This is a genomic window from Hafnia paralvei ATCC 29927, from assembly GCF_001655005.1.
Classification (GTDB): Bacteria; Pseudomonadota; Gammaproteobacteria; order Enterobacterales; family Enterobacteriaceae; genus Hafnia; species Hafnia paralvei.
The window spans coordinates 1-20,311 of sequence record NZ_LXET01000021.1; the positions used below are offsets into that span (position 1 = coordinate 1).

20 protein-coding genes are annotated in these 20,311 nt (G+C 48.9%); 12 read left to right on the forward strand and 8 right to left on the reverse strand.

Annotated elements, in window-relative coordinates:
- Positions 1 to 402 precede the first annotated feature (402 nt).
- The 3 genes from M988_RS06585 to yfcG form a co-directional block, all read right to left on the reverse strand.
- Positions 403 to 1,308, reverse strand: a complete 906-nt coding sequence (locus tag M988_RS06585) for a TIGR01777 family oxidoreductase (protein WP_008814036.1) — start codon at positions 1,306 to 1,308, stop codon at positions 403 to 405.
- Positions 1,309 to 1,406: 98 nt separating this feature from the next.
- Positions 1,407 to 1,784, reverse strand: a complete 378-nt coding sequence (folX, locus tag M988_RS06590) for a dihydroneopterin triphosphate 2'-epimerase (RefSeq protein ID WP_004092674.1) — start codon at positions 1,782 to 1,784, stop codon at positions 1,407 to 1,409.
- A 107-nt stretch (positions 1,785 to 1,891) separates the two neighbouring features.
- Entirely contained in the window at positions 1,892 to 2,518 is a 627-nt protein-coding gene (yfcG, locus tag M988_RS06595) for a GSH-dependent disulfide bond oxidoreductase (RefSeq protein ID WP_008814035.1), read from the reverse strand.
- 211 nt (positions 2,519 to 2,729) lie between these two features.
- On the opposite strand from yfcG, the gene yfcF reads away from it, so the two are divergent.
- The 3 genes from yfcF (at position 2,730) to yfcD (ending at position 4,787) form a co-directional block, all read left to right on the forward strand.
- The gene (yfcF, locus tag M988_RS06600; RefSeq protein ID WP_008814034.1) at positions 2,730 to 3,374 is read left to right on the forward strand and encodes a glutathione transferase; all 645 of its coding nucleotides are present in this window, start codon (positions 2,730 to 2,732) and stop codon (positions 3,372 to 3,374) included.
- 137 nt (positions 3,375 to 3,511) lie between these two features.
- Positions 3,512 to 4,060, forward strand: coding sequence for a phosphodiesterase (gene yfcE / locus M988_RS06605; RefSeq protein WP_020303664.1), 549 nt, complete (start codon positions 3,512 to 3,514; stop codon positions 4,058 to 4,060).
- Between the two features lie 112 nt (positions 4,061 to 4,172).
- Positions 4,173 to 4,787, forward strand: coding sequence for an NUDIX hydrolase YfcD (gene yfcD, locus M988_RS06610; protein ID WP_008814032.1), 615 nt, complete (start codon positions 4,173 to 4,175; stop codon positions 4,785 to 4,787).
- A gap of 20 nt (positions 4,788 to 4,807) precedes the next feature.
- On the opposite strand, the gene M988_RS06615 is transcribed toward yfcD, so the two are convergent.
- Positions 4,808 to 5,827, reverse strand: a complete 1,020-nt coding sequence (locus M988_RS06615) for a LacI family DNA-binding transcriptional regulator (RefSeq protein WP_008814031.1) — start codon at positions 5,825 to 5,827, stop codon at positions 4,808 to 4,810.
- A gap of 309 nt (positions 5,828 to 6,136) precedes the next feature.
- On the opposite strand from M988_RS06615, the gene M988_RS06620 reads away from it, so the two are divergent.
- The 5 genes from M988_RS06620 to M988_RS06640 all read left to right on the forward strand — a co-directional run bounded on the left by M988_RS06620 (position 6,137) and on the right by M988_RS06640 (position 10,165).
- Positions 6,137 to 6,580, forward strand: a complete 444-nt coding sequence (locus M988_RS06620) for a PTS sugar transporter subunit IIA (protein ID WP_008814030.1) — start codon at positions 6,137 to 6,139, stop codon at positions 6,578 to 6,580.
- A gap of 89 nt (positions 6,581 to 6,669) precedes the next feature.
- Positions 6,670 to 6,939 carry a PTS sugar transporter subunit IIB gene (locus tag M988_RS06625; RefSeq protein ID WP_008814029.1) on the forward strand — a complete coding sequence of 90 codons (270 nt, stop codon included), beginning with the start codon at positions 6,670 to 6,672 and terminating at the stop codon, positions 6,937 to 6,939.
- A 38-nt stretch (positions 6,940 to 6,977) separates the two neighbouring features.
- Complete coding sequence (locus M988_RS06630; protein WP_008814028.1) at positions 6,978 to 8,363, forward strand: PTS ascorbate transporter subunit IIC; 1,386 nt, start codon at positions 6,978 to 6,980, stop codon at positions 8,361 to 8,363.
- Between the two features lie 9 nt (positions 8,364 to 8,372).
- Positions 8,373 to 9,203, forward strand: coding sequence for a transketolase (locus tag M988_RS06635; RefSeq protein ID WP_008814027.1), 831 nt, complete (start codon positions 8,373 to 8,375; stop codon positions 9,201 to 9,203).
- On the forward strand, positions 9,200 to 10,165 hold the full coding sequence (locus M988_RS06640) for a transketolase family protein (protein ID WP_008814026.1): 966 nt from the start codon (positions 9,200 to 9,202) through the stop codon (positions 10,163 to 10,165). The genes M988_RS06635 and M988_RS06640 overlap by 4 nt, the downstream gene beginning before the upstream one ends.
- Before the next feature lie 81 nt (positions 10,166 to 10,246).
- Here the strand turns inward: M988_RS06640 and pta are convergent, their stop codons facing one another.
- Both pta and ackA read right to left on the reverse strand, forming a co-directional pair.
- Entirely contained in the window at positions 10,247 to 12,403 is a 2,157-nt protein-coding gene (pta, locus tag M988_RS06645; RefSeq protein WP_020303665.1) for a phosphate acetyltransferase, read from the reverse strand.
- A gap of 154 nt (positions 12,404 to 12,557) precedes the next feature.
- Positions 12,558 to 13,757, reverse strand: coding sequence for an acetate kinase (gene ackA, locus M988_RS06650; RefSeq protein ID WP_004092645.1), 1,200 nt, complete (start codon positions 13,755 to 13,757; stop codon positions 12,558 to 12,560).
- Between the two features lie 405 nt (positions 13,758 to 14,162).
- Here ackA and yfbV point away from each other — a divergent pair, with 405 nt between their 5' ends.
- The 4 genes from yfbV (at position 14,163) to M988_RS06670 (ending at position 18,028) form a co-directional block, all read left to right on the forward strand.
- On the forward strand, positions 14,163 to 14,618 hold the full coding sequence (yfbV, locus tag M988_RS06655; RefSeq protein WP_004092641.1) for a terminus macrodomain insulation protein YfbV: 456 nt from the start codon (positions 14,163 to 14,165) through the stop codon (positions 14,616 to 14,618).
- 256 nt (positions 14,619 to 14,874) lie between these two features.
- Entirely contained in the window at positions 14,875 to 15,369 is a 495-nt protein-coding gene (locus M988_RS06660; protein WP_008814025.1) for a YfbU family protein, read from the forward strand.
- A 15-nt stretch (positions 15,370 to 15,384) separates the two neighbouring features.
- Complete coding sequence (locus M988_RS06665; RefSeq protein ID WP_008814024.1) at positions 15,385 to 16,038, forward strand: sugar phosphatase; 654 nt, start codon at positions 15,385 to 15,387, stop codon at positions 16,036 to 16,038.
- Between the two features lie 157 nt (positions 16,039 to 16,195).
- On the forward strand, positions 16,196 to 18,028 hold the full coding sequence (locus M988_RS06670) for an SLC13 family permease (RefSeq protein ID WP_064573432.1): 1,833 nt from the start codon (positions 16,196 to 16,198) through the stop codon (positions 18,026 to 18,028).
- Positions 18,029 to 18,253: 225 nt separating this feature from the next.
- On the opposite strand, the gene yfbR is transcribed toward M988_RS06670, so the two are convergent.
- A complete protein-coding gene (yfbR, locus tag M988_RS06675) occupies positions 18,254 to 18,859 on the reverse strand; it encodes a 5'-deoxynucleotidase (RefSeq protein WP_035503353.1) in 606 nt (201 codons plus the stop codon).
- A gap of 116 nt (positions 18,860 to 18,975) precedes the next feature.
- Positions 18,976 to 20,196: a pyridoxal phosphate-dependent aminotransferase gene (locus M988_RS06680; protein ID WP_004092623.1), complete on the reverse strand. Its 1,221-nt coding sequence runs from the start codon at positions 20,194 to 20,196 to the stop codon at positions 18,976 to 18,978.
- Positions 20,197 to 20,311: the final 115 nt, after the last annotated feature.

Sequence of the window (20,311 nt, forward strand, 5' to 3'; positions counted from 1 at the left end):
ACGATATCAATCGGCGAATCCTAACCTTCATGATTCACTCGGCTGTCCGGTAATGTGCCGGAAAAGGTCAACGTCAAAACCAAAAGATAAAATCAAAACCTTCTTTGGGTTTTAGTTTAAGTCTTGGTAGGTAGAGCCGGCACGACAGGGATGTCGTGACGGAGTTTGGGGCGCCCTGGATGGGCGATACCAAACCGGAGCGGAGATGGCGTCTCGGATAAAAGCGCGCGAGTGCAGAGACCACGCGCTGGTGGTCTCTGCCCGTACGCCTTCACCTAGGTAACAATGGAGCTCGGTATGGACAGGCGGGCGGAATCTTACACAGTAGCTCCATAAACAACCGGCGGGTGGCGTTTGACACAACAGTGGTCTCAACAACCGGTGAACTAAACCTCTGCCTACTTAAAATTCCTTCCCCAATACATTCCTCAATGCATCTTCCAACTCAAAATACCTAAACCCAAACCCCGCTTCTTCTAAGCGTTTTGGCACGGCGCGCTGTCCTGTAAGTACCAGTACGCTGGCTTCGCCCATCAGGGTTTTGATTGCAAATGCTGGAGTACGTACTACCGTTGGGCGTCCTAAGATTTCACCTAACGTTGCGATAAACTGTTCGTTATGAACCGGATAGGGCGCGGTCATGTTGAACGGGCCATTTAATGTTGGGCATTCCAGCAGATAGAGAATGGCGTTGACCATATCATCGATATGGATCCACGGCATGTACTGCCTGCCGCTACCCATTTCGCCCCCTAAGCCTAAACGGAACAGTGGCAGCATTTTGCTTAATGCGCCGCCGTTGGGTGAAAGCACGATCCCTGTTCGCATTAAACAAACACGCGTTTTATCACTGGCAGCTTGCAGAGCAAGCCCTTCCCAGCGAGCGCAAAGATCGTGGGTAAATTCGTGATGCGGCGGATCTTCTTCTGTGACGAGCGCTTCATCCTGATCGCCGTAATAACCGACCGCAGAACCCGAAAGTAGCACAGAGGGCGGTTTGGCACTGTTGTGGATCAGTTCGACGATGCGCTGGGTAATATCCCAGCGGCTGTGACACAAGCGCTGCTTTTGCTCTTCGCTCCAGCGCTTATCGGCAATAGGCTCGCCCGCTAAATTGATAACGGCATCATAGCCATCAAGGTTTGACAGCGCATCTAACGAGGTGACGTAGCTAACGTTATCCCCTAGTCTTTCTCGTCCTTTTTGCGGATCTCGGGTTAAAACCGTTAGCTCGTGGTGTAGCGTCTGAAGACGTTGGCAAAGAGGTTTGCCGATAAGCCCCGTTCCGCCGGTAATAAAAATACGCATAAGCCTTCTCCAAGATCAGGGATATGTATACCCGATATACCTTAGGCTGCATTAGCCATTGTTGCTGGCCGCATCTCCAGTTGTTCGGGTATATGTCGTTATTTATCAGCCTTACGGTAGCGCATAGTCATCGAGACGGAATCCGCGTAGCGTAGCGCGTAAAGCTTATCGACCTCTACTTCAGCATAGGTGACCCAGTGGTGTTCACAAGCGATGTCGAGAACATCTTGGGTTAATTTTTCCAGCAGCGCGAAACGATGTTCCTCTACGTGAGCAATGATGCGTTTCGTGATGGTACGGTAGTTAAGCGCATCGGCGATATTTTCGCTTCTCCGTGCTTGTTCTGCTGGGTAGTGGATCACAACGTTGATAACAACGTCTTGTTTATTATTGATTTCTTCTTCTTTTATCCCGATGAAAGTACGCAGCCGCAGGTTTTTAATCCGAATGATGGCATCAGGCTGTAAAAAGCTCATAGGGTATCCTTATCAAATGCGATGTCGCATTCAGCATACAGGGAAAATTGGCGATTGATAATAGAAGGGGGATTGCGACCAGCACCGTGAGTGCTGGCCTGAAACCATTATTCTTGTGGCAGGTTGTACGCTTTTTTAGTGGCGGGGCGCGCAGAGATACGTTCAAACCAGTTACGTACCGCAGGGAAGTCTTCTAAATCGATGCGCTGGCGCGCATGCGGCACCACCCAAGGATAAATCGCCATATCGGCAATGCTGTATTCATCGCCAGAAACATAGGCATGTTTCTGGAGCTGTTTGTCTAAAACGGTATACAGGCGTTTGGTTTCAACCTGATAGCGTTCGATAGCATAGGGAACAGGCTGGGGAGCATAGTGATTGAAGTGGTGGTTTTGTCCCAACATTGGACCAAAGCCGCCTACCTGCCAAAAGAGCCACTGGAGGGTGGAAGCGCGTGAACGCAGCTCCTGACTGATGAAACGTCCGGTTTTTTCTGCCAGATATAGCAGTATTTCGCCTGACTCGAACAGGCTTAATGGTGCGCCGCCGTCAACAGGCTGACGATCGACGATGGCTGGAATTTTGTTATTCGGCGAGATGGCTAAAAATTCGGGTTTGAACTGTTCACCAGCGCCGATATCGACGTGATGGATGCGGTATGACAGGCCAGATTCTTCGAGAAAAAGCGTTATTTTATGGCCGTTTGGCGTCGGGGCGTAATACAGGTCGATCATGATGTCTCCCAGAAAAATCAAGCGGTAAGAGGAAGCGTATCCTTCTGACTATAGTCCAAAAGCCACAGCGGTGAAAGCGATGGTGTTGCAAAAATGTATAATTAAGATTGAATGAAATATCTACTCTGTTACATGATTTCATCGCTGCAAAAGTACGTAGGCATGTAATACTGACACTCCTAATGTTTTGTCCTATTCCTCAGGAGGCACCATGAGTCATCCGGATATTACGCTGTATTCTGACAGTCATTTTTTTAGTCCTTATGTGATGTCGGTCTACGTGGCTCTGAAAGAAAAAGGGCTGAGATTCGAACTGGAACCCGTTGACTTGGCAGAGCATGAAAATCAGCAGGAGGCGTACGCCGAGCTATCCCTGACGCGTAGGGTACCAACGTTGTTGCATGAAAACTTTTCTCTCTCTGAATCTTCGGCGATTACGGAATATCTGGATGAGGTGTTTACCGCACCGGATTTTGCGTCGCTCTACCCACATGACAAACAAAAGAGAGCCAAGGCTCGCGAGATTCAGGCATGGTTGCGCAGCGATCTCATGCCGATTCGCCAAGAGCGCTCTACGGAGGTTGTCTTTGCTGGACTAAAGCCACCTGCGCTAAGTGAAGAGGGGGTGTATGCCGCGGCTAAGCTTATCGCCGGAGTTGAACGTCTGTTGTTGGAAGGACACCAAAACTTATTTGGCGAATGGTGTATCGCAGATACTGATTTAGCGCTCATGCTCAATCGATTGATTATGGCGGGAGATGCTGTGCCTGAACGGTTGGTCGAGTATGCACATTTCCAATGGCAACGCGCGTCCGTGTGCCAGTGGCTGGCTTTATCGGCCGCTAAACGACGCTAAAGCGATTAAGTGTTGTTAAAACAAGCAACTGATGAATCAATCTGGTTAAAAGTGGGCAAACAAGGCTTTGTAGGCTGGCGGGCAATGATAGCCATCGTTACACTATGGGCATTACTCCTATTCAACGAGAACCGCATATGAAGCTGATGTTTGCCTCGGATATTCATGGCTCTCTCAGCGCGACGCAGCGCGTGCTTGAGTTGTTTGAACAAAATGAAAGCCAATGGCTGATTATTCTGGGAGATGTGCTCAATCACGGGCCGCGCAATCCACTGCCCGAAGGCTATAATCCGCCTCAGGTCGCAGAGCTATTAAATAAGTTTGCTGACAAGATCATCGCTGTTCGTGGCAATTGCGATAGTGAAGTCGATCAGATGCTGTTGAAATTCCCGATGATGGCGCCTTGGCAACAAATCTTGCTCAACAATCAAAGATTGTTTTTAACCCACGGTCACCTTTATCATCCCGCTGAGCTACCGCCATTGAGCCAAAAAGATGTGCTGGTCTACGGACACACACACTTGCCGGTAGCAGAGCAACGTGGTGATATTTATTGTTTCAATCCTGGCTCGGTTAGCTTACCTAAAGGTGGAAATGTCCCTAGCTTTGGGATGCTTGAACACGGAGTCTTAAAAGTCTGCGCCCTGAACGGTACAGAGATACTGGCAGAAGTCGCAATCGACTGATTTTTTATTTTATGGCATTTTCGGTAGGATCTGCGTGCGCTGATGTTGCACATAAAGCAGATGCGATGAACAAACTGCGTGCGTCAGTACGCTAAGAAAAAGGTTTCAGAGGATGGTGGAACAAACGCTCAACACCGGGTTGGAGTGGGTCGATATCGTTGACGAAAACAATGATGTCATTGCTCAATCGACTCGTGCGCAAATGCGCGCTCAATGTCTGCGTCACCGTGCAACCTATATCGTGGTTCACAATGGAATGGGGCAGATCCTGGTTCAAAAACGTACCGATAACAAAGATTTTTACCCCGGTTGGCTAGATGCAACCGCAGGGGGCGTTGTTCAAAGCGGTGAGAACATGTTGGATTCAGCACGCCGTGAAGCGGAAGAGGAACTGGGTATTGCCGGTGTTCCCTTTGCCGATCACGGTATGTTCTATTTTGAACAAGACAATTGCCGTGTTTGGGGCGCTCTTTTCAGCTGTGTGTCTCACGGGCCTTTCGCTTTGCAGGAGGAAGAGGTTGAATCTGTTCGCTGGATGACACCAGAAGAGATTACGGCTGAATGCGACAGCTTTACGCCGGATTCTCTCAAAGCCCTCTCGTTGTGGATGACGCGCAATAGCGACAAACACTATCAGCCGATGTGTATTCAAAAAAGTACTCCATCGGCAAAAGTCTCTAGCGAAACCGAAGCGGAAGACGTACCGCAGAACGAAAGCGAAGAGTAGCGATTCCACTTTTTGTCGGCTTAGCAACTGCTCCGTTTGCATAATACTGAGCTGACAGGAATAGTGGCTTGGGTTGCTTGCTGATTCAGGCGCGCCAGCAGTGCGTTGGCAGCCTGAATTCCTATCTCTTTAAACGGTACCGCGGTGGTTGTTAGCGGTGGCTGACATACCTGACTGACATCACGATTGCCGAATCCCGCCACCGCCAACTGGCTTGGTACGCGAATATGCCGTCGTTGACACTCATATAAGACGCCGCAGGCAAGTTCGTCAGAGGCACAAATCAACGCATCTATTTCAGGCCAAGCCAGAATAAATTCCGGTAGTAGATTCGCGCCGGTAGAAAAATTAGCCGGCTCGGCGGCGTTAATTACGCGGTGTGGCGAGAAATGGCTGCGTAACAACGCTTGATGCCAACCGTGCAGATGCTGTTGAAATACCCACGGCTCTTGGTTAGCGCACAGCAAACCAATGTTTTCATACCCGCGCTCGATAACGTGACGGGTGAGATTGAACATGGCATCGGCATAATCTATCCCGATGTTGATATCGATAGGATCCTCACGGATTGCACCAATTTCAACCACGGGGATCTCTGCATTCTTCAGCCACTGCCGCGTATTATCGCTTTGTTCAGTACTCAACAAAACAACCGCGGCCAGACTGGCCGACAGAAGATTTTCCAACATGTTTGTTTCACGTTCTTCATCACGTTGAGACTCAGATAGCGTGAGTTGAAACCCTGCAGGTTGCAGCACGCTTTGTAGGCCGGCAAGCATCTGGGCACAGCCAGCCTCAGTAAATGAGGGAACGACCACAGAAATGGTGCGACCGGCTCCTGACGCCAACGCGCTTGCGGCAAGGTTTGGCACATAGCCCAGTTCGCTAACGGCAGACTCGATTTTTTCTCTTAGCTTATCCGAAACCTGATCGGGCGTGCGAAGCGCGCGTGACACGGTCATAGAACCCACACCGGCGAGTCTGGCTACATCGGCCAATGTCACTCTGCCGGTACTACGTCGTTTTTTAATGATAGGCATGCTTGTTCCTAACGGAGCCTAGGCTGCAGTGACGCTATTTTAGCTAAAAAAATAGATTAATCATCAAACTACTTACTGACCTAGCGTGAGATATTGTCATATCGGCTGCTTTAAAGTTATGCATCCTCGTTGTTCATAGAATAAACATCTATTTTTGATAGCGCTATCACAAATCCAATAGATAGCGTTTTTGGTAGCGCTATCTTTAAAGGTATCGTCTTCTTACACCACTCAATCATGTGATGACCGCGGGTTTAAATGACCCACAGTTAAAGGTTATCGACTGAGGTCATCCGCTTAGGAGAGACAATGCTAAACACTTGGTTAACTGATGACACGATACAAATTCGTGAGCGTGTGGATTCTTGGCAGGAGGCGGTAAAACTCAGCGCTCAGCCGTTGTTGCAAAAAGGCATTATTACTCCTGACTATCTTGCTGCGATTTATCAGCAACATGAAAAACTGGGTCCCTACTATGTTTTGGCTCCGGGAATAGCGATGCCACACGCTAGACCAGAAGAGGGGGCTAAATCTCTGGGGCTTTCACTGCTAAGCGTCAAGCAAGACGTTTTGTTTTATTCTGCCGACAACGATCCTGTTAATTTAATCGTTATGCTCTCGGCACCGGATAGTCACAGCCACATTGAATTAATCTCTCATCTGGCTGAATTTTTCTCAGATGATGATGCGGTAAAAAAAATTCATCAGGCTACTACCATAGAGGAAATTAAAACCATCATCGAAAAATATTAATTTCTACTTAATTTAATAACCCAATGATCAAAACATCAGGATTACCTGCGGGATTCCTGCATTCAAAATAAATCACCGAGGAACAAATAATGAAAATTATGGCGATATGTGGTTCAGGGTTAGGCAGTAGCTTTATGGTTGAAATGAATATCAAGAAAGTACTCAAAAAAATGGGCGTTGACGCCGAGGTAGAGCATTCCGATCTCTCCTCGGCTATTCCCGGTGAAGCAGACCTGTTTGTTATGGCAAAGGATATTGCTGCGAGTGCTAGTATTCCCGATAACCAATTGATTGTGATTACTAATATTATCGATATAAATGAGTTAGAAACTAAACTACGCGCTTATTTCAATAAATAAAATAATCGACAGACTCCCAGATAATTAGCGAGGTGGATATGTTTATCCAAGAAACGCTTAAGTTCATCGTTGATATATTAAAGGTTCCCGCCGTATTGGTCGGTTTGATTGCGTTGATTGGTTTGCTCGCGCAAAAAAAATCGTTCAGTGATGTGGTAAAAGGTACGGTAAAAACTATTTTAGGTTTTATCGTATTAGGCGGCGGTGCGGGTGTATTAGTGGGTTCTCTGAATCCATTAGGTGGAATGTTTGAACATGCATTCAATATTCAAGGCATTATCCCTAACAACGAGGCCATTGTATCTATAGCACTCGAAAAATACGGTGCAGCAACTGCGCTAATCATGGCATTCGGCATGGTGGCTAATATCGTCGTTGCTCGTTTTACCAAGTTGAAATACATCTTCCTGACGGGTCATCATACGTTTTATATGGCGTGTATGATCGGGATTATTTTAACCGTAGCGGGTTTTGAGGGCGTGCAATTAGTCTTTACGGGAGCGTTGACGTTGGGCTTAGTCATGGCTTTTTTCCCTGCACTGGCGCAACGCTATATGCGGAAAATTACCGGCAATGACGATATTGCTTTCGGTCACTTTGGTACGCTTGGCTACATTCTTTCTGGCTGGATTGGTGGACGCGTAGGTAAAGGTTCTCGTTCGACCGAAGAGATGAATCTGCCTAAAAATCTGAGTTTCTTGCGCGATAGTTCAATTTCAATCTCTCTGACCATGATGGTGATTTACCTGATTATGGCGGTGAGTGCGGGTTCCACCTTCGTTGAGGCAACCTATAGCGCCGGTCAAAACTATCTGGTTTACGCCATTATTATGGCGATCACTTTTGCCGCCGGTGTATTCATCATCTTGCAGGGCGTGCGCCTGATTCTGGCAGAAATTGTGCCTGCATTTACCGGTTTCTCAGAGCGCTTAGTGCCGAATGCACGTCCGGCACTCGACTGCCCAGTGGTTTATCCCTATGCACCAAACGCGGTGTTGGTCGGTTTTCTGTTTAGTTTTCTCGGCGGACTGGTGGGATTATTCTTACTGGGCCAATTCAATCTGGTGCTGATTTTGCCAGGTGTTGTGCCGCACTTCTTTACTGGTGCTACCGCCGGCGTGTTTGGTAATGCAACCGGCGGGCGTCGTGGTGCGATGCTTGGCGCTTTTGCCAACGGTTTGTTGATTACGTTCTTACCCGTTCTATTACTCCCTGTTCTTGGCGCTTTGGGTTTTGCTAACACGACCTTCTCGGACGCTGATTTTGGCGCCATCGGTATTGTGTTGGGCAACATGGCGCGCTTCATGAACAAGGACATGATTATGGTAGTTATTATTGCGATCTTTGCGGCACTTGTGGCGCATAACTACTTCTTCTCTCGTAAGAGCTCACCCTCCACGTCCTCCGACGGTGTGAATAAATAAGGGGTCATTATGCTTAACCTAAATGAGGTTCAACGCTACGCGACAGAAATTCGCGTGGAAACGTTGAAAGCGCTAACCAACCTAGGATTTGGCCATTATGGCGGTTCGATGTCGGTAGTCGAAACGCTGGCCGTGCTGTATGGCGCGGTGATGAATATTGACCCGTCGGATCCTGAGTGGGAGGCGCGCGACAATTTCGTCTTATCCAAAGGCCATGCGGGACCAGCGCTCTACAGTGCGTTAGCACTCAAAGGCTATTTTCCGCGTGAGGACCTAGCGACGCTAAACCAAAATGGCACCCATTTTCCGAGTCATCCCGATCGCTTACTAACCCGTGGCGTGGATGCCACAACGGGGTCGTTAGGGCAAGGGGTATCCATAGCGACAGGAATGGCATTGGCACATCGCTTGGCCGGGCGTAAAAACCGTGTGTTCTGCATTTTGGGGGACGGTGAGCTCAACGAAGGGCAGTGTTGGGAGGCATTCCAATTTATTGCCCATCATAATCTGAATAACTTGACGTTGTTTATTGATTATAACAAGCAGCAGTTGGATGGAACCTTGGATGAAGTGATTAAACCGTTTGATCTTAAGGCGAAATTCAGTGCATTTGGTTTCGATGTTGTCAGCGTGAAAGGTGACGATATTGCTGCAATCTATGATGTTGTTGCCCCAGTTCGCACCAGTGAGCAGCGGCCTCGCGTCGTGATACTCGACAGCATAAAAGGCCAAGGGGTTCCTTACATCGAGCAGCTGTCTAATTCGCATCATCTGCGTTTAACTGCCGAAATAAAAGCTGAAATGCTGAAGTCAATTGAGACACTGGAGGCTTCGCTATGAGCCATGAATTCTTGCCGTTACAGAAAGATAAAATTGAAATGCGTAAGGTCTATGCTCAGGCGATGCGCGAGCAGTTCATGGAAAATACGCCGGTTATTGCCTTAGAAGCTGATTTGATGAGTTCAATGGCGATGGATGCCGTTCATCGCGATTTTCCACAGCAGGTGATTAACTGCGGAATTATGGAAGCAAACGTGATTGGTACTGCCGCGGGGCTTTCATTGGCTGGCCGAATTCCTTTTGTGCATACCTTTACTGCTTTTGCTAGTCGCCGTTGTTTTGATCAGCTTTTCATGTCTGTTGATTATCAGAAAAACAACGTCAAGGTGATTGCGTCAGACGCGGGCGTGAGTGCCTGTCACAATGGCGGAACCCATATGTCATTTGAAGATATGGGGATCGTGCGTGGTTTGGCGCATTCGGTGGTCATGGAAATGACGGATGCCGCGATGTTCCGTGACATTCTGCGCCAACTCGTCGATTTGAAAGGCTTCCATTGGGTAAGGACTATCCGCAAGCAGGCCTATACCATTTATCCTGAAGGCACTGAATTTACCATCGGTAAGGGAAAGGTTTTACAGGATGGTAAAGATATTACGCTGATCGCCAATGGCATCATGGTGGCAGAGGCTTTACAAGCCGCAGAGATACTGAAACAGCAGGGATACAGCGTGGCGGTTATTGATATGTTCACTTTGAAGCCTATCGATAAAGACCTGATTATTGAATACGCAACAAAAACAGGGCGAATCGTCACCTGTGAAAACCATAGTATCCATAATGGGCTAGGTTCAGCAGTGGCAGAAGTGCTGGTTGAAAATTATCCGGTACTAATGCGACGCGTTGGAATTAAAGAGCGCTACGGGCAGGTGGGAACGCAGGATTTCTTGATGAAGGAGTATGAACTGACGGCGGAAGATATTGTGAAACAGGCGGAAACGTTGTTAAACGATAACATGTAATCCCCATGGGCGCTGTAGTCTATTGATACCTATGAAAAAGGCTCCCATTGGGAGCCTTTAAAGCACATAGGTAATCAGAGATTACTTAGCAGCTGCCGCCGCAGCCTGTGCAGCCTGAATCGCAGTCAGAGCAACGGTGTAGACGATATCGTCAACCAGTGCGCCACGAGACAAGTCATTTACCGGCTTACGCATGCCTTGCAGCATTGGCCCGATAGAAACCAGGTCAGCAGAACGCTGTACCGCTTTGTAAGTGGTGTTACCGGTGTTCAGGTCTGGGAAGATGAACACGGTTGCTTTACCCGCCACTGGAGAGTTAGGCGCTTTAGACTTCGCAACGTCAGCCATGATTGCCGCATCATATTGCAGAGGGCCATCGATGATCAGATCAGGACGTTTTTCCTGAGCCAGACGAGTTGCTTCGCGTACTTTCTCAACGTCGCTGCCTGCACCAGAGTTGCCGGTAGAGTAGGAGATCATGGCAACGCGTGGTTCGATACCGAATGCAGCCGCAGAATCAGCAGACTGAATCGCGATTTCAGACAGCTGTTCAGCCGTTGGATCTGGGTTGATCGCGCAGTCACCATAAACCAGAACCTGATCAGGCAGCAGCATGAAGAACACAGAAGAAACCAAAGAGCTACCTGGCGCTGTTTTAATCAACTGCAACGGTGGGCGAATAGTGTTTGCTGTGGTGTGGACTGCGCCAGATACCAAACCGTCGACTTGGTTTTGTTCCAACATCAGCGTACCCAGAACCACGTTGTCTTCCAGTTGTTCGCGGGCAACAACTTCGGTCATGCCTTTGTTCTTACGCAGCTCAACCAGACGTGGAACGTACTGTTCACGAACGACATTTGGATCGACGATTTCGATGCCTTTACCCAGAACAACGCCCTGAGCCGCTGCTACGCGCTGGATTTCTTCTGGGTTACCCAGAAGAACACATTCAGCGATACCGCGTTCAGCACAGATAGCGGCTGCTTTAACGGTACGTGGTTCGTCGCCTTCTGGCAGAACAACGCGTTTGCAAGCTTTACGCGCCAGTTCGGTCAGTTCATAACGGAATGCCGGAGGAGACAGACGACGTGAACGCTCAGAGGCGGCAGTCAGAGAGTCGATCCACTTGCTATCGATATGGCTAGCGACGTAGTTTTGCAGTTTCTCTACACGCTGATGATCGTCAGCAGGAACTTCGAGGTTGAAGCTCTGCAGGCTCAGAGATGTCTGCCAAGTGTTAGTGTCCACCATGAATACTGGCAGACCCGTCTGGAATGCACGTTCGCACAGCTTAGCAATGCGCTCGTCCATATCGTAACCACCGGTCAGCAGGATCGCACCGATTTCCACGCCGTTCATCGCAGCCAGACATGCGGCAACCAGTACGTCTGGACGGTCGGCAGAAGTGACCAGCAGAGAGCCTGGACGGAAGTGCTCCAGCATGTGAGGAATGCTGCGAGCACAGAAAGTCACAGACTTGATACGACGAGTTTTGATGTCGCCTTCGTTCACGATGCGTGCTTTCAGGTGATTCGCCATGTCGATAGCGCGAGTCGCGATCAGCTCAAAGCTCCAAGGCACACAGCCCAGAACTGGCAGCGGGCTATTTGCCACGAGCTGTGCAGTGTCTAGGTTTGCAACGCTGGCTTTGTTAGAGTCATCAAAGATTTCAGACAGATCTGGGCGAGTACGACCCTGATCGTCAACCGGTGCATTCAGCTTGTTGATGATCACGCCGGTGATGTTTTTGTTTTTGCTGCCGCCGAAGCTAGAACGAGCCAGTTCGATACGCTCTTTAACCTGAGACGCAGTGTCATTACCCAGCGCCATAACGAAGACGATTTCAGCATTCAGGGTTTTGGCGATTTCATAGTTCAGCGCGTTAGCAAACTGGTGCTTACGTGTTGGAACCAAGCCTTCAACCAGAACAACTTCTGCGTCTTTGGTATTTTCGTGGTAACGAGCAACGATTTCTTCCATCAACACGTCCTGCTGGTTAGAGCTCAGCAGCGTTTCAACGTGAGACATGCGCAGTGGTTCTGCAGCAGGGATTGAAGAGTTAGCGCGGATGATAGTGGTAGTTTGATCAAGAGAATCGCCGCCGGTGCGTGGCTGGGCGATGGGCTTGAACACGCTAAGGCGAACACCTTTTTGCTCCATGGAGCGGATGACACCCAAGCTAACGCTGGTCAGGCCAACGCTGGTGCTGGTGGGGATCAGCATAATTGTACGTGACACGATAAAACCTCTTTACGGTTGTTCAACTGGCTGAACGGATGTTGGTGTGCTCAGTGCGTTGAACTTGGTCGGATAGGTTAGAATTTCTACGCTTGATTTAAACTTTGGAGCTTAAATACCCCGCAGGCCTTGGCCTGCGGGGTTGAGATGCGTCTTATGCAGTCAGACGAGAGGCGTCTTGTGCAATCACCAACTCTTCGTTGGTTGGGATAACGACGGCCAGACGGCTGCCATCTTTAGTGATGGTGCCTGATTTGCCGAAGCGTGCAGCCAGGTTGCGTTCGTGATCGATTTCGAAGCCCAGCAGACCCAGTTTGTCCAGAGTCAGTTCACGTACCATTGCTGCGTTTTCGCCGATACCGCCGGTGAATACAACGGCGTCTAGACGACCATCCATCAGCGCAGTGTAAGCGCCGATGTATTTAGCCAGACGGTGGCAGAATACGTCCATAGCGCGCTTAGCGTCAGCTTTGGTTTCGTAGTTGTCTTCAACATAACGGCAGTCGCTGGTGACTTCGGTCAGACCCAGCAGACCAGATTCTTTGGTCAGCAGTTTGTTGATCTGTTCAACGCTCATGCCCAGTGAATCATGCAGGTGGAAGATGATAGCAGGGTCGATGTCGCCAGAGCGAGTCCCCATAACCAGACCTTCCAGCGGGGTCAGACCCATAGAGGTATCAACACATTTACCGTTGCGAACTGCGGTTACAGAACCACCATTGCCCAGATGGCAAGTGATTACGTTCAGCTCGTCAATCGGCTTGTTCAGCATTTTTGCAGCTTCTTGGCTTACGAAGAAGTGGCTGGTGCCGTGTGCGCCGTAACGACGAACGCCGTGGTCTTTGTACAGGCTGTATGGCAGGGCATACAGATAAGACTCTTCTGGCATGGTGGTGTGGAACGCGGTGTCAAATACGGCAACGTTTTTATCTTTCAGGCTAGGGAAAGATTTGAACGCTTCAGCGATACCGATCAGGTGCGCAGGGTTGTGCAGAGGCGCAAACGGGATCGCATCTTTAATACCTTGCAGAACATCATCAGTGATCAACGCTGATTCAGTGAACTTCTCGCCGCCGTGAACGATACGGTGACCGATAGCGGTCAGTGATGCGGAGAGTTCAGGCTTCTGAGCCAGGATAGTATTAACGATGAAGTTCAGCGCTTCGCTATGAGCCGCGCCAGCACCTAACGCTTCTTCGTGTTTAGCGCCGTCCATTTTCCATTTAATACGGGCTTCAGGCAGGCTGAAACATTCAGCTAAACCAGACAGGTGTTCTTCACCGTTGGCTGCGTTGATGATAGCGAATTTCAGTGATGAACTGCCGCAGTTAAGAACCAGTACCAGCTTCGACATGGAAGTACCTACTTGTTATGCGTGGTTAGAAATTGAGTCAATCAGACATTAAGCGTAGCGTAATATGTCGTCGACATTTATGATTAACATCATGCGTAATGTGATTTCGTCATGATGAAGAACATCGCATTGAAAAACTGCGGTGCCCAAAAATGCATTGCTTTGCCGGCAAGGATTCAGCTGAACACTGACAGAGTGTACAGAGCTCAATCGTTGAAAACTTAGCTTTAAGAAGCAGTCGTTAATGAAACACTTTATTAACGCTGTTTTTTGCTTCTACCGGCCCCAAGGCCGCGCTAGGATACCGATTGCGGATGCCAAAAACAAAATAAATTTAAGGCCGCTAAGTATCCGTTGTGATTTTACACTATTTTTTGAATTTTTATAAATGAAGTTGAGGTTCCTATGACATCTAAGCCAACTGGCCACGTAGGGTGGTTTCAGATTTTTCAGCGCGGACAGACATATATGAAGACCTGGCCGAGTGATAAACGCTTGGCCCCGGTGTTTCCAGAAAATCGTATTGCTAAAGTGACGCGCTTTGCCGTGCGCTTTATGCCACCAATCGCTATTTTTACATTGACGTGGCAGATTGCACTGGGAGGCCAGTTAGGGCCTGCGATTGCCACGGCGTTGTTTGCCTGTAGTCTGCCAATGCAAGGGCTATGGTGGTTGGGTAAACGCTCAGTCACCCCGTTGCCGCCAACATTATTACAGTGGTTTCACGAGCTCCGCGCGAAGTTAGTCGAGGCCGGTAAAGCACAGGCGCCTGTTGAGGGGACGCCAACCTATCAAGCCTTAGCAGATGTTTTGCAGCGCGCATTTAAGCAGTTGGATAAGACCTTTTTGGATGATATTTAATCGATTTGGCGTGTGTTTTTTGTCCGTCAATGTTGCGGGTTTGTTGTGTAAATACACACCTATTGATAAAAAAATGCTCAGAGTGGAATTTAACGCAGTTTCTCTTTCTCGAAACCCCGTTCCAAATCAAAAAAGTGATGTTAAGCACTATTTAGAATGACAGGCTTATGCCATGCTCCGGACATAGAGTTCACATTTTTACATGACTTGACCCCGGCCTAGCATCGACTTTGGCCGCTCGATGAGGAAATCAAAGATGGAAATGACCAACGCACAACGCCTGATTCTTTCTAACCAATACAAGATGATGACCATGATGGATCCGGATAACGCCGAGCGTTACCGTCGTTTGCAAACCATCATTGAGCGTGGCTTTGGCCTGCAAATGCGCGAACTCGATCGCGACTTTGGCGAGCTGAGCGAAGATACCTGTCGCACTATTATCAATATTATGGAAATGCACCATGCGTTGCAGGTGTCTTACAATAATCTCAAAGAAAAACAAGATATTGATCCTCGCCGATTAGAGTTTTTAGGCTTTGATGCGGCAACAGAAGCTCGCTATTTAAGTTATGTGCGCTTTATGGTTGGTACTGAAGGGCGTTACACTCACTTCGATTCAGGTACGCATGGTTTCAATGCCCAGACTAAAATGTGGGAAAAATACCAGCGTATGCTGTCAATCTGGCAGTCATGCCCGCGTCAGTATCATTTGAGCGCGGTGGAGATTGCACAAATTATTAACGCGTAAAACAGAGGAATGCCTGTGAAGTGCAAAGGTTTTTTGTTTGATCTGGATGGAACATTGGTAGATTCACTGCCGGTAGTAGAACGCTCATGGATCAACTGGGCGAAACGTCAGGGAGTGAATCCACAGGAGGTTCTGGATTTTATCCACGGCAAACAGGCCATCACCTCGCTGCGGCATTTTATGTCTGGTGAGAGCGAAGAGCGTATTCAACAAGAATATGACTGGTTGGAAGAGATTGAATCAAGAGATACCGAGGGTGTAACGGCGTTACCAGGGGCGGTTGCTCTGCTGGAGCGTCTGAATGAGTTAGACATTCCATGGGCGATTGTCACTTCAGGTTCTATTCCGGTGGCTTACGCGCGTCGAGCGGCGGGGCAATTACCAAAGCCTGATGTATTCATCACCGCGGAACAGGTGTCTCGTGGCAAGCCAGAGCCTGACGCTTACCTGTTGGGTGCGCAGAAGCTGGGGCTGGCCGTCAGTGACTGTGTGGTGGTGGAGGACGCCGCGGCGGGTATTCTTTCTGGATTGTCGGCAGGCTGTCAGGTGATCGCAGTGAATGCCCCTCAAGATGCGCCAAAGCTGGAGTTGGTCGATCTCAACTTGACTTCGCTAGTGCAGATGCGCGTAGATAAAGAAGGCGAGTACGCGGTTATTCACGCCCTGTAAGTAGTAATTGAGTGAAATATGATTAAGCCCCGTCATCACGGGGCTTTTTTTATGGCATTCTTATAACGATTTTTTTGGAATAGTCACGATGCTGGCTGAAAATCCAGCTAATTTAGATATAGGTTTCTATCGGAGTAAATTCACAAAGGGAGATGTCGTGAACGGCGAATTATTGTGGGTTTTAACGTTATTACTGATTGCTATTGTCCTTTTTGCTACCAACAAGCTACGCATGGATGTCGTAGCGCTGCTTATCATCATTGCATTTGTTCTGAGTGGCACGCTTTCACTCAGCGAAGCAACCGCGGGGTTTAGTGACCCTAACGTTATTTTAATTGCGGCTTTGTTTGTTATCGGTGACGGATTGGTACGCACTGGTGTTGCTTATCAGGTTGGCGATTGGTTAGTCAAAGTGGCCGGGGATAGCGAGGCCAAAATGTTGGTTTTGCTCATGATTACGGTTGCTTCACTGGGCGCCGTCATGAGTTCAACGGGCGTAGTAGCGATTTTTATCCCCGTCGTACTCAGCGTTGCTGCGCGGATGAAAATATCACCTGCACGTCTGTTGATGCCGCTGAGTTTTGCTGGGCTGATAAGCGGTATGATGACGCTGGTTGCAACGCCGCCCAATATGATTGTGAGCAGTGAGTTAGTGCGTGAGGGATTTCGCGGCCTCAGCTTTTTCAGCGTGACACCAGTCGGTATCATCGTATTGCTGATGGGGGTCGGCTATATGCTGGTGGCGCGTAACTGGCTCGCAAGCAGTAAAGAAGATAGTAACAAGGACGGCTGGACACGCCGGACTTTCCGCGATTTGATCCGCGATTACAAGTTGACCGGAAGAGCGCGTCGATTGGCACTTCGCTCCGGTTCTCCCTTGATCGGCCATACCTTGGATGAACTTCATCTCCGTGCTCGCTATGGCGCTAACGTGGTGGGGATTGAACGCTGGCGCAAGTTTCGCCGAGTCATGGTTAACGCTGTCGGAAACACTGAACTTAAAGAGCGCGATGTATTGTTGATCGACATGTCGGATTCTGAAGTCGATCTGCGTGAGTTTTGTGTCGAACAGATGCTTGAGCCGATGGTACTGCGTGGTGAGTATTTTTCTGAACAGGCTCGCGATGTGGGGATGGCTGAGGTCACTATCGTTCCTGATTCCGACCTGATTGGCAAAACACTGCGTGAAATGACTTTCCGTACTCGCTATGGGCTAAACGTTGTGGGTATTCGCCGTGATGGTGCGCCGATAGAAGGTAAGCTGGTGAATGAACCGCTTCATCTAGGTGACATTCTGTTGGTCATCGGCAACTGGAAGCAGATCCGCCAGCTTCAGTTACAACCACGTGATTTTATTGTGTTACACCTCCCCTCTGAAGTGGACGATGTCGCTCCGGCTATCAGCCAAGCACCACACGCGCTGTTCTGTTTGGCATTGATGATTGCCATGATGCTGACAGATGAAGTCCCCAACGCCATTGCGGCGCTGATCGCCTGTATGCTGATGGGGAAATTCCGCTGTATTGATATGGAGAGTGCCTATAAATCGATTCACTGGCCGAGCCTAATTTTAATCGTGGGAATGCTACCGTTTGCCCTGGCGTTGCAAAAGAGTGGCGGTATTACGCTGGCGGTGGATGTGCTGATGAATTTGGTGGGTGGAATGGGGCCAAGAGTTGTCTTGCTCAGCTTATTTGTATTCTGCGCAGTAACGGGGCTCTTTATTTCTAATACGGCTACGGCGGTTCTGATGGCACCAATTGCGATTGCGACGGCTCACGCGATGCAGCTTTCACCGTATCCGTTCGCGATGATTATTGCGATCTCGGCGTCAGCGGCGTTTATGACGCCGGTATCGTCACCGGTCAATACGCTGGTGATGGGGCCGGGCAACTACAGCTTTGGCGATTTCGTTAAGATCGGCGTGCCGTTTACTCTCTTGGTGATGATTGCCAGCGTGATTGTGGTGCCGTGGTTGTTTCCATTTTGATGGGGATGATTTTATCTAAGCTTTGTATGCTTAAGGGCTTGAACAAGGCAACTCAAGCGCTCATACATGCGCTTATATAGATACGGCCCAATTACGTACGCCTTCCCGACATATCTACCGTGCAGGCGGCCGACTCAACTCGGACGCCTGTATGTGAATACCACGCGGAGAGGCGATCAAAACCTTGCACGAGCGCGGTATAACGAGAATTAAAATGCCCAAAACCTACATCACTTCATCCTGACTGATCTCATCTAGTGACAGGCTAAAACTTGGAATAAAGACTTTCATGAAGTATTCCATCTCAGGGCTTGAACGCATATCTAATGTTTTTTCTAAACGCGCTTTGGCTAGCTTAAATTCGTTGTTACCGGCCGAGAGTTCTTCCAGACACTTCAGATAGGCACACAGCGCGTCAGCTTGCTTAACAACCAATTTCTCATCTTCAGTGTAGTAGTGTTCATCCAGCAGTGGACGGAAGTCGTTTTGCAACTCTGGGGGCAGCATTTCAATCAGCTTTTGCTGCGCGACTTTTTCAATCTTCTTATACTCATGCGCAATTTGCGGATTGTAATACTTGATCGGCGTAGGCATATCGCCGGTTAATACCTCACTAGCGTCATGATACATCGCCAGTAATGCCACGCGTTCGGGGTTCACATTACCGTTGAATTTACGATTTTTAATGATGGCTAATGCATGAGCGACAAATGCGACCTGAAGGCTATGTTCGGAGACGTTCTCGGTGCGCACGTTGCGCATCAGTGGCCAGCGGCTAATCAGTTTTAAACGGGATAGATGGGCGAAAAAGTGACTTTGGTTCTGGCTCATAACGCTCTCTCAATAATACAGGTAGTGGAAAGACATGTTCTATTGTGGGCGGAGGAAAGTGAGGATGCAAATAAGAAACGGCACCAAGGAGGTGCCGTTGTAATTAGAAGCGAAAATTAATATTTCTGGTGATAGCCAGAGAAGAAACGACCAAGTTTATGGATGGCCATATCGAGATCATCTACGCGCGGCAGCGTAACGATTCGGAAGTGATCGGGTTCCGGCCAGTTAAACGCGGTGCCTTGAACAAGCAGCACTTTTTCTTGTAGCAAGAGATCCAGAACCATTTTCTGATCGTCATGAACGTTGAAGCGTTTGGCATCAATTTTCGGGAACATATAGAGCGCGCCGCGCGGTTTGACGCAGGATACACCAGGGATCTCATTGATCAGTTCCCAAGCACGGTTGCGTTGTTCATACAGGCGGCCACCGGGTTGGATAAATTCGTTAATACTCTGGTAACCACCGATGGCGGTTTGAATAGCGTGTTGCATCGGTACGTTGGCGCACAGACGCATAGACGCCAACATCTCCAATCCTTCAATATAGCCTTTAGCGTGTTTTTTAGGGCCGCTAAGCACCATCCACCCTTGGCGGAAACCGGCGACGCGATAGGTTTTAGATAAACCGTTAAAGGTGACAACGAGCAAATCCGGTGCGAGAGAGGCGATCGAAATATGTTCAGCATCGTCATACAGGATCTTGTCGTAAATCTCATCAGCGAAGATGATCAGATTATTTTCCCGCGCAATGGTGACGATCTCCTCCAACAGTTCTTTGCTGTAGACTGCGCCAGTTGGGTTATTCGGGTTAATGATCACGATACCACGGGTGCGTGGAGTGATTTTGCTACGAATATCATTCAAGTCTGGGAACCAATCGGCTTCTTCATCGCAGCGGTAGTGAACGGCGTTACCGCCTGATAATGCGACCGCTGCAGTCCATAGCGGATAATCTGGCGCAGGCACCAACATCTCATCATCCGTGTTCAGCAGTGCTTGCATAGACTGCACAATTAGCTCAGATACACCGTTACCAATATAGATGTCTTCTACGGTAACATCATGGATATCACGTGCTTGATAGTGCTGCATGATGGCTTTGCGCGCAGAATATAGCCCCTTGGAGTCACAGTAGCCCTGAGCCGTTGGCAGATTGCGAATGACGTCCACTAGAATTTCATCGGGTGCTTCAAAGCCGAACGGTGCCGGATTGCCGATGTTTAACTTCAGGACCTTATTGCCTTCTTCTTCGAGTCGTTTTGCTTCTTTCAGAACCGGACCACGGATGTCATAGCACACGTGATCCAGCTTGCGGGATTTTTCTATAGGGGACATATAACAGCAGCCTTTATAATACGTAGCCAGAATAAAATTCGGCGTTGCGCGTGAAAATGCGTGTCCATACGAACAGAACACTGCGACGTAAAATAATGTACTCCCCAGAGCAGGG

What these genes read in the sequence shown, in the direction of transcription:
- M988_RS06585 (WP_008814036.1), bottom strand. Translation starts at nt 1,308, where the DNA reads ATGCGTATTTTTATTACCGGCGGAACGGGGCTTATCGGCAAACCTCTT.
- folX (WP_004092674.1), bottom strand. Translation starts at nt 1,784, where the DNA reads ATGAGCTTTTTACAGCCTGATGCCATCATTCGGATTAAAAACCTGCGG.
- yfcG (WP_008814035.1), bottom strand. Translation starts at nt 2,518, where the DNA reads ATGATCGACCTGTATTACGCCCCGACGCCAAACGGCCATAAAATAACG.
- yfcF (WP_008814034.1), top strand. Translation starts at nt 2,730, where the DNA reads ATGAGTCATCCGGATATTACGCTGTATTCTGACAGTCATTTTTTTAGT.
- yfcE (WP_020303664.1), top strand. Translation starts at nt 3,512, where the DNA reads ATGAAGCTGATGTTTGCCTCGGATATTCATGGCTCTCTCAGCGCGACG.
- yfcD (WP_008814032.1), top strand. Translation starts at nt 4,173, where the DNA reads ATGGTGGAACAAACGCTCAACACCGGGTTGGAGTGGGTCGATATCGTT.
- M988_RS06615 (WP_008814031.1), bottom strand. Translation starts at nt 5,827, where the DNA reads ATGCCTATCATTAAAAAACGACGTAGTACCGGCAGAGTGACATTGGCC.
- M988_RS06620 (WP_008814030.1), top strand. Translation starts at nt 6,137, where the DNA reads ATGCTAAACACTTGGTTAACTGATGACACGATACAAATTCGTGAGCGT.
- M988_RS06625 (WP_008814029.1), top strand. Translation starts at nt 6,670, where the DNA reads ATGAAAATTATGGCGATATGTGGTTCAGGGTTAGGCAGTAGCTTTATG.
- M988_RS06630 (WP_008814028.1), top strand. Translation starts at nt 6,978, where the DNA reads ATGTTTATCCAAGAAACGCTTAAGTTCATCGTTGATATATTAAAGGTT.
- M988_RS06635 (WP_008814027.1), top strand. Translation starts at nt 8,373, where the DNA reads ATGCTTAACCTAAATGAGGTTCAACGCTACGCGACAGAAATTCGCGTG.
- M988_RS06640 (WP_008814026.1), top strand. Translation starts at nt 9,200, where the DNA reads ATGAGCCATGAATTCTTGCCGTTACAGAAAGATAAAATTGAAATGCGT.
- ackA (WP_004092645.1), bottom strand. Translation starts at nt 13,757, where the DNA reads ATGTCGAAGCTGGTACTGGTTCTTAACTGCGGCAGTTCATCACTGAAA.
- yfbV (WP_004092641.1), top strand. Translation starts at nt 14,163, where the DNA reads ATGACATCTAAGCCAACTGGCCACGTAGGGTGGTTTCAGATTTTTCAG.
- M988_RS06660 (WP_008814025.1), top strand. Translation starts at nt 14,875, where the DNA reads ATGGAAATGACCAACGCACAACGCCTGATTCTTTCTAACCAATACAAG.
- yfbR (WP_035503353.1), bottom strand. Translation starts at nt 18,859, where the DNA reads ATGAGCCAGAACCAAAGTCACTTTTTCGCCCATCTATCCCGTTTAAAA.
- M988_RS06680 (WP_004092623.1), bottom strand. Translation starts at nt 20,196, where the DNA reads ATGTCCCCTATAGAAAAATCCCGCAAGCTGGATCACGTGTGCTATGAC.